Raw genomic sequence first — 12667 nt, 5'->3', positions numbered from 1 at the left:
AAACGTGGGGGTATTCTATGTGGCGCGTTAAGTCGCTCGACGCGATTCTGGCCACGGCCGAGAAGAAGTCGCTTCATCGGTCGCTCGGACCTGTTCAACTGACCTTACTCGGCATCGGCGCCATCATCGGCACCGGCATCTTCGTTCTGACGGCTGCGGCCTCTCAGAAGGCCGGCCCCGGCATGATGGTCAGCTTCGTCATCGCCGGCGCGGTCTGCGCGGTGGCGGCGCTCTGCTATTCGGAACTGGCGGCCATGGCCCCGGTCTCCGGCTCGGCCTACACCTATACCTACGCCGTCCTGGGCGAGCTGCTCGCCTGGTGCGTCGGCTGGGCCCTGATCCTCGAATACGCTGTTGCGGCCTCGGCCGTGTCGGTGGGCTGGTCCGGCTATGTGCTGGGCCTGATAGAGAACGGGATAGGCTTCGACTTCCCGGACCTCCTATCCGCCGGACCGACCTGGAGCATGAACGGCTTCATCCCGACGCCGGACTTCTCGGCCGGGATCGTCAACATTCCCGCCATCATCGTGGCCCTGGCCGTGACCGGCCTGCTGATCCTGGGCACCACGGAATCGGCCCGCGTCAACGCCATCCTTGTGGCGATCAAGGTCGCGGCCCTGACGGTCTTCATCGTCCTGACCCTGCCGGTCATCGACACCGCCAACCTGTCGCCCTTCGCGCCCAACGGCCTGTTCGGCGCCTATTCGGGCATGGGCATCGTCGGCGCCGCCGCCTCGATCTTCTTCGCCTATGTCGGCTTCGACGCCGTCTCCACCGCTGCTGAAGAGACCAAGAACCCGCAGCGCAACGTGCCGATCGGCCTGATCGGCTCCCTGGCCTTCTGCACCGTCTTCTATCTGCTGGTCGCCCTGGGCGCGGCCGGCGCCATCGGCGCCCAGCCGGTCCTCGGCGCCGCCGGTCAAGCCGTCCAGCCGGGCTCGCCTGCCTTCGTCGCCGCCTGCGCCCTGCCGGCCAACGCCGAGGCCCTGGTCTGCTCGAACGAGGCCCTGGCCCACGTCCTGCGCGTCATCGGCCATCCGCAGGTCGGCAACGCCCTGGGCACCGCCGCCCTCTTGGCCCTGCCTTCGGTCATCCTGATGATGATCTACGGCCAGACCCGCATCTTCTTCGTCATGGCGCGCGACGGCCTGCTGCCGGAAGGCCTGACCAAGATGCACAAGCGGTTCAAGACCCCCTATGTCGTGACCCTGTTCACCGGCGTCGCCGTCGCCATCGCCGCCGCCCTCTTCCCGGTGGGTCAACTGGCCGACATCTCGAACTCGGGCACCCTGTTCGCCTTCTTCATGGTGTCGATCGCGGTCCTGATCCTGCGCCGCACCGATCCGAACCGGAACCGTCCGTTCAAGACGCCCCTGGTCTGGATCATCGCGCCGCTTTCGGCCGCCGGCTGCGCCTTCCTGTTCTGGAACCTGCCGCATGACGCCAAGATGGTCCTGCCCATCTGGGGCGCCGTGGGTCTGGTGATCTATTTCGCCTATGGCTTCCGTAAGAGCCACGTCGCCCGCGGCCTGGTCGAGGTCCCGGAGCTGTCGGCCGACGCCCCGGTCGGCCCGGTCCCGCCGATGCCGGGCGCCCCGGCCCCCGGCTCCAAGGAAGAACGCGACTGATGCAAAGAAGGCCGGGGTCAACGCCCCGGCCTTTTTCTTCGCCGCAAGCGAAACAGAGGCGCGCCAACGGCGCCTCAACTAACGCCACGCGCGATGGGCCCACAAAATGGCCTCAAGCAGCGCGAAGCGCGATAAGCCTGCCCTACAAAGACAAAAAGGCCCGGGATCGATCCCGGGCCTTTTTGCTTGGTGCGGATGAGAGGACTCGAACCTCCACGCCTCGCGGCGCTGGAACCTAAATCCAGTGCGTCTACCAGTTCCGCCACATCCGCATGGGCAGGCAGTGGGCTCTAGAGGGCGGGATCGCCCCTGACAAGGGGCGCTGTAACCCCAACGCCGTCCCGCCACCAGTTCATTGCGAATCGCGCCGCCCAGGGGATTGCGGCCAGAATGCCGCCTCCGCACTGAAATAACTGTGTCTTGAGGCTTGGCCGGCGGGCCTGACACCAAGGCAGGCCTTCGCTTATGGGAGGGGCGGATGGCTGGGGAACTAGGACTCGAACCTAGAATGACGGTACCAAAAACCGGAGTGTTACCATTACACCATTCCCCAGCAGGTCCGGCGTCCGCTGCACTCTCGTGCGGCGGAGGCGGTCAGATAGGCCAAACCGTTTTCGGATGCAACACCCCCATTCAGGACAATTTTCGCCGCCTGCGAAGAAGGTCGAAATGGACGCTTGCGGCCTCCGAAACCCATGGCTATAAGCCGCGTCCTCACTTCGGGGCGACGCCTTGCGGCCAGCCCCCACGGTCGGAGTGTGGCTCAGCCTGGTAGAGCACTGCGTTCGGGACGCAGGGGTCGGAGGTTCGAATCCTCTCACTCCGACCATTCTCTCTCATCCCTCTAGTGATCGTCACCCTCGGGCTCGACCCGAGGGCCGGCCCGTCCGCCGCATGGCGTCGATGAGGACGCACAGGATGACGAGTCGTCTCCCGCGCATCAGTCGTCGTTCGCCGCCGTCTCCCGCGCCCGCCGCGCCGCCTCGTTCAGACGCGCCCCCACCGACTCGATCGGCCGCCGCCCCAGGGCCGCGCGCCGCGCCATGAGGTCGGGCGAGCCGGCGTCATAGTCCGCCATCAGATCCCGCACGAATCCCCCGCCCTGAACCTCGGCCAGGACCTGATCCATGGCGGCGCGCGATTCGGCGCCGATCACGCGCGGCCCGGTGCGGTAAGCCCCGTACTCCGCCGTATTGGAGATCTTGGCGAAGGCGCCGGCTATGCCGCGCTCGTACATCAGGTCGGTGACCAGCTTGGCCTCGTAGAAACATTCGAACCAGGCCACCTCGGCCGGATAGCCGGCCTCGACCAGTTTCATGAAGGCCGAATCGATCAGTTCGGCGATCCCGCCGCACAGCACCACCTGTTCGCCGAACAGATCGCTCTCGCACTCGTCCCGCATCGTCGTCTCGAGGATGCCCTTGCGTCCGCAGCCCAGGGCCGCCGTATAGGACAGGCCGAGCGCATGGGCCCCGCCCGTGGCGTCCTGATGCACCCCGAACAGGCAGAAGACCCCCTCCCCGGCCTCGTACAGGTCGCGAATGCGCGGCCCTATCCCCTTGGGCGAGGCCAGGATCACGTCCAGATCGTCGCGGGGCTCCACCAGGCCGAATCGCACCGACAGGCCGTGGGCGAAGATCAGGGCCGCGCCGGGCCGCACAGCAGGCGCCAGTTCGTCGCGCCACAGGTCGCGATGCGCCTCGTCGGAGGTCATGACGGCGACCACGTCCGCCCCAGCCGCCGCCTCGCCCGCCGTCATCACCTTAAATCCGTCGGCTTCGGCCACAGCCCGCGTCTTCGACCCGGGCTTCAGGCCGACCACGATGTCGGTCACGCCCGAATCGCGCAGGTTCAGCGCATGGGTGCGTCCCTGACTGCCGTAGCCGATCATGGCCACGCGCTTGCCGCGGATGATCGAAAGGTCGCAGTCGCGGTCATGGAAGACGGGCAGCGGATTGGCTAAGATGTCGGTCATGGTCCCCTTCATAACCGCATCCGACGTCGTCGCCTTCTGGAAAGAGGCCGGGCCCGAAAAGTGGTTCGCCAAGGACGAGGCCTTCGACGCCCAGTTTCGGTCGCGCGGCCAGGATCTGCACCTGTCGGCCGCCCGGCGCGAACGCGACGACTGGATCGAGGCCCCCGAGACCGCCCTGGCCCTGCTGATCCTGCTGGATCAGTATCCGAGGAACAGTTTCCGCGGCACGGCCCATCAGTTCGCCACCGATCCCCTGGCGCTGATGTTCGCCGAACAGGCGGTGGCGCGCGGCTGGCACCTCCGGGTCGAACCCGAACTGAAGAACTTCCTCCTGCTGCCCTTCGAACATTCCGAACGGCTCGAGGATCAGGACCGCTACCTGGCCCTGGTCGCCGGCGACGCCGAGCTGGAGAAATGGGGCCGCCTGCACCGCGACATCATCGTGCGCTTCGGCCGCTTTCCCCACCGCAACCTCGCCCTGGGCCGCGCGACGACGCCGCAAGAGCAGGCCTTCCTCGACCAGGGCGGCTTCGGCGGCTGAGCCGCGGCATTCCGGCCTCGCCCGTTCAAATCTTCGCAGAAGCGGCCTATGTGAGCGGCGCCATCACGGAGCCGTCCCTTGCTGATCCTTCTTTCTCCCGCCAAACGGCTCGACTTCTCGCCGGCCGATCCGGCCCTGCCCGGCACGGAGCGTCGCTTTCTGGAAGACACCGCCAGCCTAGCGGCGACGGCGCGGCGTCAGACCAAGGCCGACCTGCGTCGCCTGATGGGGATTTCGGATGATCTGGCGACCTTGAATCTGGAACGGTTCAGGGCGTTCGATCCGGAATCGACGGACGGCGTCCAGGCCGCCTTCGCCTTCGCCGGCGACGTCTATGAGGGGCTGAAGGCGCGAGAGCTGGACGCCGCCGCCCTGGCCTTCGCCCAGGACCATCTGCGGATTTTGTCCGGCTTCTATGGGCTGCTGCGTCCGCTCGACCGGATCCAGCCCTATCGGCTGGAAATGGGCACGCGGCTGAAGACCCGCCGCGGCTCCAGCCTTTATGATTTCTGGGGCGATCGGATCTCCAAACAGCTGAACGCCGACGCCGAAGACCTCAGAGCCCAGGGATCGCCCGATCCGGTCGTCGTCAACCTGGCCAGCCAGGAATATTTCGGCGCCGTCGACGCCAAGGCTCTGAAACTGCCGGTCGTCACGCCCCAGTTCCGCGAGGAGAAGAACGGCGAAACGCGGATCGTCTCCTTCTTCGCCAAGAAGGCGCGCGGCGCCATGAGCCGCTTCGCCATCGACGAACGGCTGGAACGAGTCGAGGATCTGAAGGCTTTCGACCGGGACGGCTACGGTTTCGACAAGGCGGCCTCGACCGAGACCGAATGGATATTCATCAGGTCGGGAAATTCTTGATCTTCGCCGGGCGCCCCCGCTAGTCTCTCGCGAAAGAACGAAAGGCGCATCCATGTCCACCTCGCCCCAGTCCCCTGACTTCCGCGACATCGGCGATCTGAAGGGTCAGGCGGCGGTGATCTCGGGCTCGACCTCGGGCATCGGCCTGGCCCTGGCGCGCGCGGTGGCGACGCGGGGCGGCGACGTGGTCCTGAACGGCCTGGGCGATCCGGCCGAGATCGAGCGCACCCGCGCCGCGCTTGAGGCGTCTTCCGGCGCGCGGGTGCGCTATCACCCCGCCGACATGACGCGCGGCGAGGAGGTGGCCGACATGGTCGCCTTCGCCAAGCGCGAGTTCGGCCGCCTGGACATTCTGGTCAACAACGCCGGCATTCAACATGTGGAGTCGGTCGAGAAGTTTCCCACCGACAAATGGGAACAGATCATCGCCATCAACCTGTCCTCGGCCTTCTACGCTACCCGCGCCGCCATCCCGATCATGAAGGCCCAGGGGCGTGGTCGGATCGTCAACATGGCCTCGGCCCACGGCCTGGTCGCCAGCCCCTTCAAATCGGCCTATGTCGCGGCCAAACACGGCGTCATCGGCTTCACCAAGACGGTGGCGCTGGAGCTGGCCAAGGACAACATCACCTGCAACGCCATCTGCCCCGGCTTCGTCCATACGCCGATCGTGGAAAAGCAGATCGAAGACCAGGCCCGCACCCGCGGCATCAGTCCTGAAAAGGTCATGAGCGACGTGATCCTGGCCGCCCAGCCGACCAAACAGTTCGTCACGACGGATCAGTTGGCGGGGCTGTTCCTCTATCTGGTCAGCGACCTGGGCGCCTCGGCCAACGGCGCCAGTTTCTCGATCGACGGCGGCTGGACCGCTCAATAAGATCATCCCAGCGGGGGCCGACCTATGGCGATCTTCAAACGCAAGACCGCCGAGCCGACGGACCTGGCCGCCGCCTCGACAGGACGGCGGCCCTTCTGTCTGGCGCTTCAGGGCGGCGGGGCGCACGGCGCCTTCCAATGGGGGGTGCTGGATCGACTGCTGGAAGACGATCGGCTGGACATCCGCGCCGTTTCGGGCGTGTCCGCCGGCGCCATGAACGGGGCCGCCCTGGTTTCCGGCCTGGCGAGGGGCGACGCCCGCGCCGCCCTGGACCGGCTGTGGCGCGAGATCAACCAGTCGGGGGGCCGCAACGTCTTCGGCGACAGCGCCCTGTGGAATCCGGCCCAGGCGCCCGACTGGCTGAAGGACACGCCGCTCTGGCGCGCCGGAGAAACCCTGGCTCTGTCAATGAGCCCTTATGAATTCAATCCCTTGAACCACAATCCTCTGAAACGGGTTCTGAAGACGGCCGTGGATTTTCAGGCGGTCCAGGAGTCCGACGTCAAACTGTTCGTCGCCGCCACGGCCGTGCGCCAGGCTAGGGCCCGCATCTTCGCGTCCAGCGAGATCACCGCCGACGTCCTGATGGCCTCGGCCTGTTTGCCGCACCTGTTTCAGGCCGTCGAGATCGAGGGGGAGCCTTACTGGGACGGCGGTTATCTGACCAATCCGCCGCTCTGGCCCCTGACGGGGGACGATACGCCGGACGACGTGCTGCTGGTGACGCTGAACCCGATGGTGCGCGACGAGACGCCCCGCGCGGCGGGCGACATCGTCGATCGGTTGAATGAGATCCTCTTCAACGCGCCGCTCCTGGCCGAGCTGCGCGCCATCGCCATGGCCGGCGAAATGATCAGCCAGGGCCAGTTGAAACACGGCTCAGGCCCCTATCGACAATTGCGACTTCACGCCATCGAGGCCGACGGTTGGCTGTCGGACCTGTCCTTGAGGTCGAAGTTCAACACGGAATGGAGTTTCCTGACCGACCTGAAGGCCCGTGGCCGGGCGGCTGCAGACGACTGGCTGGAAACCTGTCTCGCCAGCGTCGGACGCCGCTCCAGCGTCGATCTTCAGGCGCGGTTCGGTTAGCCGACGAAGCCCGCCGCTCGCCGAAGCCTGTCGTTGATCGCCTCGCCCAGTCCGGAGGAAGGAATGGGCGCCACGGCTATGCCCGCCGGCTTGGTGCGATCTGCTTCTCTGAACAACCTGAACAGGTTAGCGGCGGCTTCTCGCAGATCGCCGGAAGAACTGAGACTCCAGCGGGGGTCGCCGACGCCCGGCCCGAACCCCAGCAGGATTTCCCCCGGACGCGGCTGGGTCGCCTCGATCCGCACCGGGGCGTCGGGCGCATAGTGGACGGCCAGCCGACCGGGAGAGCGTCGCCCGTCGCCGCCCTCGTCCAGGGGACCGACCACGGCCTCGATCTCCGCTCGGGTGACGGCGCCGGGTCTCAGCAGGGCGACCCGTCCTTCCAGGACCGAGACGACGGTGCTTTCCAGACCGACGGCGCAAGGACCGCCGTCCACGGCGGCCGAGACGGCGAAGCCGGTCTCCTCCACGGCGTCGGCGAAGGTCGTCGGACTGGGCCGGCCCGAGCGGTTGGCCGACGGCGCCACGACGGGGCCGCCGAACATCGACAGCACAGCCCGCGCCTGGGCGTGGCCGGGAACGCGCACGGCGACGCTGTCCAACCCCGCGCGCGCCAGATCGCAGACGCGGGTCCGATCCCGCACCGGGACCACCAGCGTCATCGGCCCCGGCCAGAAGGCCTGGGCCAGGGCGCGGGCGGCGGCGTCGAACAGACCGATCGCCTCAGCGGCGGCGGCGTCAGAGACGTGCGCGATCAAGGGGTTGAACCGAGGTCTTCCCTTGGCTTCGAAAATGGCGGCCACCGCTCGCGGATCGGCGGCGTCGGCGCCCAGGCCATAGACCGTCTCGGTCGGCAGCAGGATCAGTTCGCCGCGGCGCAGGGCGGCGGCGGCCTGATCCGGCGGGTCGCCCGCGCTCCTCACGGCCGCCGCGGGATCAGGGGGATCATCCGATGCAGCACATTGTCGCGGTTGATGAACTGATGCTTCAGCGCCGCGGCGACATGCAGGGCGATCAGGACATAGAGGCCCTTCATCACCGTCTCATGCACGTCCATGAACCGACCGGCGGCCTCGCGCCCGCCGCCCACCGGCAAGAGGGGCCAGTCGAACAGGCCGAACCAGGCGAAGCCGCGTCCCGCCGCCGAGGTGGCCAGCCAGCCCGACAGAGGCATGGCGATCAGGACGACGTAAAACAGGACATGGGTGGCGCGCGCCGCCAGCCGCTCCCAGCGCGGCATCGACGCGGGCAAGGGAATGGCCGGATGCGCCAGTCGCCAGCCGATGCGGGCCAGGGTCAGGACCAGGATCGACACGCCCAGCGACTTGTGCAGCATGACGAACTGCCCAGACAGCGGCCCCTCGGTGCTTTCATGGGCGGTGATCAGCAGCACCTGGACCAGGATCGCCGCAGCGATGATCCAGTGCAAAGCCAGTGACACCGACGAATAGCGATTGCGCGGCTCGGCCATGGCGACTTCCCTTCCCTCGCGGCAGGGCGTCACTGTGCCCCGACTGCCCCGCCTGCGCCAAGTCTCTCTTGCGACGGGGGGCTTCGGCGAGGCACTTAAGCCGGAAAGGACATTGAGGAAACCCATGAGCTACCGCGCCCCCGTTCGTGATCTGGCCTTCACCCTGGAGGCCGTGGCCGGCATGGCGGACGTCGCCGCCACCGGCGCCTTTCCGGATTACGATTCCGACGTCGCCTCAGCCGTGCTGGAGGCGGCCGGACAGTTTTCTCAGGAGGTGCTGGCCCCGCTGAACCGCATCGGGGACCAGAAGGGCTCGCTCTACGCCAACGGCGCCGTCACGGCCGCTCCCGGCTTCGCCGACGCCTATCGCCAGTTCGCCGCCGGCGGATGGACCGGTCTGTCGGCGCCGGTCGAGGCGGGCGGCCAGGCCCTGCCCAAGGCGCTGGAGCTGGCGGCCTATGAGACCGTCCACGCCGCCAACATGGCCTTCGGCCTGTGTCCAATGTTGTCTCTCGCCGCCATCGAGGCCTTGGAGCAGGTCGGCACGGAAGAGCAGAAGGCGAAATATCTGACCAAGCTCGTCAGCGGCGAATGGACCGGCGCCATGGTGCTGACCGAGCCGGGCGCCGGTTCGGACCTGGGCTCTCTGATCACCACGGCGACGCCGAACGGCGACGGGACCTACGCCATCCACGGCCAGAAGATCTTCATCACCTGGGGCGATCACGACGCGACGGACAACATCCTCCATCTGGTCCTGGCGCGCCTGCCCGACGCGCCCAAGGGGCCCAAGGGGATCAGCCTGTTCCTGGCGCCGAAATTCCTCGTCAAGGACGACGGAAGCCTGGGCGAACGCAACGCCTTCCGTCCCGTCGGGGTCGAGCACAAGCTGGGCATCCACGCCTCGCCCACCTGCGTCATGGCCTATGAGGGCGCGCGGGCCGAGCTGGTCGGACGTCCGAACGAGGGCCTGGCCCATATGTTCGTCATGATGAACGCCGCCCGCCTGGCCGTCGGGGTCGAAGGCGTCGGCATCGCCGAACGCGCCTATCAGCACGCCCTGGCCTATGCGCTGGACCGCCGCCAGGGTCGATCGGTCTGGACCGGAGAGGCCAACGCCCCGATCTTCGATCATCCGGACGTGCGTCGAATGCTGGGTGTGATGAAGGCCAAGACCGCGGCCGCTCGCGCCCTGTGCCTGTCGACCGGCGTCGCCGCCGATCTGGCCCGTCATGCCGAAACGGAAGAGGCGCGCCGCCGCTGGAAGGCCCGCGAGGACCTGTTCACCCCCATCGCCAAGGCCTGGTCCACCGACGTCGGATGCGAAGTCGCCTCCCTGGGCGTCCAGGTCCATGGCGGCATGGGCTTCATCGAGGAGACGGGCGCGGCTCAATACTATCGCGACGCCCGAATCGCCCCGATCTACGAGGGCACCAACGGCATCCAGGCCATGGATCTGGTCGGGCGCAAACTGTCGATGGACGGGGGCGAGGCGGCCAAGGCCCTGATCGCCGACATGAAGACGACGCTGGCCGACCTCTCTGGCCTCTATGCCGGCAAGCCGGTCGAACGGTTCGCCACGGCCGTCGAGGCGGTGGAGGACGCCACACTGTGGCTGTTGGACCGCAAGGCCGACCCGGATGCGGCGGCCGACGTCCTGGCCGCGGCGGACGCCTATCTGAAGCTCTTGGGCGACGTCATCGGCGGCTGGATGCTGGCCAAGGGGGCGCTGGCCGCCAAGGCGCGGCTGGACGCCGCCGACGGCGATCCCGTCTGGCTGCAGGGCAAGCTGGACCTCTACGAACTCTATGCCGCCAATGTCCTGGGCCATGTCTCCAGCCGCCTGGCGGCCGTGGGCCAGGGTGGCGACCTGCTGAAACGGATGACGGTCGAGGCCCTGGCGGGCTGACGCCCGACGCGATCTTGATTTGACCTTGGGCGGCCCAAACGCCCAAGGTCGCATCCGCATGCCCGGGAGCCGACCATGAACCGACGCCAAATCCTCCTGTCCACCGCTGCGACGGCCTTGGCCGCCTCGGCCTCCCCCGCCCTCGCCCGCCAGTCTTCCGGAGCCTCGATGCCCCAACCCCCTGTCGCCAAGAAGATCCCCGTCGTCATCGAACAGCTGGGTCGCACCCGCACCGACGACTACCAGTGGATGAAGGACGACAATTGGCAGGCGGTGCTGCGCGATCCGACCCTGATCAAGGCCGAAGTCAAAGAGCATCTGACAGCCGAAAACGCCTATCGCGAAGCCATGATGGCCTCCACACTCCCTCTTCAGGAGACGATGTTCCAGGAGATGCGCGGCCGCATCAAGGAGGACGACAGTTCCGTCCCCGCGCCTGACGGCGACTGGACCTACTATGTCGAGTACCGCACGGGCGACCAGCATCCCCGCTACATGCGCGTCGAGCGCCAGGGAACCTGGATGGTCGATGGCCGGCCGGTGACGAAGACCTTCATCGTCGCCCCGACTCCCCAACTGCTGCTGGACGCCAATGAACTGGCCGAAGGCAAGGCCTATTCCGAGGTCTCGGCCGCCGCCCACAGCCCTGACCACAGCCTGTTCGCCTATGCCGAGGACGCGCAAGGGTCCGAGGTGCACAAGATCTATGTGAAGGATCTGGCGACCGGCGCCGTCCTGCCCGATGTGATCGAGAGCGCCACCGGCGACTTCACCTTCTCGCCTGACAGCCGGTGGATTTTCTGGACCAATCGCGACGACAACGGACGGCCGGACAAGATCTTCCGCCGCCCGGCGCGCGGCGGCGAAACCACCCTGGTCTATGAGGAGGAAGACGACGGCATGTTCATCGGCGTCGGCCGCACCGCCGACGACCGGTTCATCGTCATCGGCATCCAGAACCAGGAGACGTCCGAGGCCCGCTATATTCCCGCCGACGACCCGACCGCTGCGCCGGTTGTTTTGGAGCCGCGTCAGGTCGCTGTCCGCTATGACGTCGATCACTGGGACGACCGCTGGGTGATCCGCACCAACGCCGACGACGCCATCGACTTCAAGATCGTTCAGGCGCCGACGGAGACGCCCGGCAAGGCGCATTGGACGGATCTCGTCCCCCACACGCCGGGCCGGTTCATCGAGGGGATGGACCTGACCCGCCATCATCTGGCGCGCCAGGAACGGGCCGACGCCAACACCCGCATCATCATCCGCGACCGCGCCGGCGCCGAACATGCGATCGCCGTCGATGAACCGGCCTTCGCCCTGTCGCTGTCGGGCGCATCCGAGTTCGACACCACGATCACCCGCTACAGCTACAACTCGCCGTCCACCCCGACCCAGACCTATGACTACGACATGGCGTCGCGGGAACGCACGCTGCGCAAGACCCAGGAAATCCCGTCGGGACACAATATCGAAGACTATGTGGTCGAACGGCTGAACGCCCCGGCGGCCGATGGCCAGTTGGTTCCCGTCACCGTCCTGCGCCGCCGCACCACGCCGATCGACGGCTCGGCGCCGCTGCTGCTCTACGGCTACGGCTCCTACGGCATTCCCATGCCGGCCGGCTTCTCGACCAATCGGCTGTCCCTGGTCGATCGCGGCTGGATCTATGCGATCGCCCACATCCGGGGCGGATCGGACAAGGGTTGGGGCTGGTTCCTCAGCGCCCGCCGGATGACCAAGAAGAACACCTTCACCGACTTCATCGCCGCCGCCGAACATCTGATCGCGCAGAACTACGCCACGGCCGGAAACATCGTGGCCCAGGGCGGGTCGGCCGGCGGCATGCTGATGGGCGCCGTCAACAATATGCGGCCGGACCTCTGGGCCGGGATCATCGGCCAGGTGCCCTTCGTCGATGTCATCAACACCATGAGCGACACCTCCCTGCCGCTGACGCCGCCGGAATGGCCCGAATGGGGCAATCCGATCGAGGACCCGGACGCCTACGACTATATGATGAGCTACAGTCCCTATGATCAGGTGAAGCCCCAGGCCTATCCCGCCGTCCTGGCGACGGGCGGCCTGTCCGATCCACGGGTGACCTATTGGGAGCCGGAGAAGTGGGTCGCCAAACTGCGGCCCGCCACCACCTCGGGCAAGCCCGTCCTGCTGAAGATCAATATGGAAGCCGGCCACGGCGGCGCCGCCGGCCGGTTCGACTATCTGAAGGAGGTCGCCCACGACTACGCCTTCGCAGTCTGGGCGATCGAAAAGGGCTGGGAGACGGCTTAACCCGCCCGCACCGGCGGC

10 protein-coding genes and 3 tRNA genes are annotated in these 12667 nt (G+C 67.2%); 8 read left to right on the top strand and 5 right to left on the bottom strand.

Going from position 1 to position 12667, the window contains the following annotated elements:
• The first annotated feature begins 17 nt into the window (after positions 1 to 17).
• Positions 18 to 1628, top strand: coding sequence for an amino acid permease (locus tag JMT67_RS02315; RefSeq protein ID WP_201462584.1), 1611 nt, complete (start codon positions 18 to 20; stop codon positions 1626 to 1628).
• 187 nt (positions 1629 to 1815) lie between these two features.
• Here the strand turns inward: JMT67_RS02315 and JMT67_RS02310 are convergent.
• Positions 1816 to 1900: transfer RNA gene (locus JMT67_RS02310), tRNA-Leu, on the bottom strand.
• Positions 1901 to 2107: 207 nt separating this feature from the next.
• Positions 2108 to 2181 (bottom strand) — tRNA-Gln (locus tag JMT67_RS02305).
• A 199-nt stretch (positions 2182 to 2380) separates the two neighbouring features.
• On the opposite strand from JMT67_RS02305, the gene JMT67_RS02300 reads away from it, so the two are divergent.
• Positions 2381 to 2457 (top strand) — tRNA-Pro (locus JMT67_RS02300).
• A gap of 111 nt (positions 2458 to 2568) precedes the next feature.
• On the opposite strand, the gene ilvC is transcribed toward JMT67_RS02300, so the two are convergent.
• Positions 2569 to 3603 carry a ketol-acid reductoisomerase gene (gene ilvC / locus JMT67_RS02295; RefSeq protein ID WP_201462583.1) on the bottom strand — a complete coding sequence of 345 codons (1035 nt, stop codon included), beginning with the start codon at positions 3601 to 3603 and terminating at the stop codon, positions 2569 to 2571.
• Between ilvC and JMT67_RS02290 the strand changes: the two genes are divergently transcribed.
• The 4 genes from JMT67_RS02290 to JMT67_RS02275 all read left to right on the top strand — a co-directional run bounded on the left by JMT67_RS02290 (position 3602) and on the right by JMT67_RS02275 (position 6974).
• Positions 3602 to 4144 carry a DUF924 family protein gene (locus JMT67_RS02290; RefSeq protein WP_183215612.1) on the top strand — a complete coding sequence of 181 codons (543 nt, stop codon included), beginning with the start codon at positions 3602 to 3604 and terminating at the stop codon, positions 4142 to 4144. The two genes, ilvC and JMT67_RS02290, sit on opposite strands and share 2 nt — an antisense overlap.
• Before the next feature lie 78 nt (positions 4145 to 4222).
• Positions 4223 to 5008 carry a peroxide stress protein YaaA gene (gene yaaA / locus JMT67_RS02285; RefSeq protein ID WP_182713622.1) on the top strand — a complete coding sequence of 262 codons (786 nt, stop codon included), beginning with the start codon at positions 4223 to 4225 and terminating at the stop codon, positions 5006 to 5008.
• Positions 5009 to 5060: 52 nt separating this feature from the next.
• Entirely contained in the window at positions 5061 to 5885 is an 825-nt protein-coding gene (locus JMT67_RS02280) for a 3-hydroxybutyrate dehydrogenase (RefSeq protein WP_201462582.1), read from the top strand.
• A gap of 24 nt (positions 5886 to 5909) precedes the next feature.
• The gene (locus JMT67_RS02275; protein WP_201462581.1) at positions 5910 to 6974 is read left to right on the top strand and encodes a patatin-like phospholipase family protein; all 1065 of its coding nucleotides are present in this window, start codon (positions 5910 to 5912) and stop codon (positions 6972 to 6974) included.
• Here JMT67_RS02275 and JMT67_RS02270 read toward each other — a convergent pair.
• A complete protein-coding gene (locus JMT67_RS02270; protein ID WP_233455764.1) occupies positions 6971 to 7897 on the bottom strand; it encodes an L-threonylcarbamoyladenylate synthase in 927 nt (308 codons plus the stop codon). The two genes, JMT67_RS02275 and JMT67_RS02270, sit on opposite strands and share 4 nt — an antisense overlap.
• On the bottom strand, positions 7894 to 8445 hold the full coding sequence (locus JMT67_RS02265; protein WP_201462580.1) for a cytochrome b: 552 nt from the start codon (positions 8443 to 8445) through the stop codon (positions 7894 to 7896). The genes JMT67_RS02270 and JMT67_RS02265 overlap by 4 nt, the downstream gene beginning before the upstream one ends.
• A gap of 124 nt (positions 8446 to 8569) precedes the next feature.
• Between JMT67_RS02265 and JMT67_RS02260 the strand changes: the two genes are divergently transcribed.
• The gene (locus JMT67_RS02260) at positions 8570 to 10354 is read left to right on the top strand and encodes an acyl-CoA dehydrogenase (RefSeq protein ID WP_201462579.1); all 1785 of its coding nucleotides are present in this window, start codon (positions 8570 to 8572) and stop codon (positions 10352 to 10354) included.
• A 75-nt stretch (positions 10355 to 10429) separates the two neighbouring features.
• On the top strand, positions 10430 to 12649 hold the full coding sequence (locus tag JMT67_RS02255) for a S9 family peptidase (RefSeq protein WP_201462578.1): 2220 nt from the start codon (positions 10430 to 10432) through the stop codon (positions 12647 to 12649).
• The last annotated feature ends 18 nt before the right edge of the window (positions 12650 to 12667 follow it).

The organism is Brevundimonas aurantiaca, assembly GCF_904830995.1.
Classification (GTDB): domain Bacteria; phylum Pseudomonadota; class Alphaproteobacteria; order Caulobacterales; family Caulobacteraceae; genus Brevundimonas; species Brevundimonas aurantiaca.
Note: the sequence above shows the minus strand (reverse complement) of the source record. Positions and strands in the feature narration are given on the sequence as shown.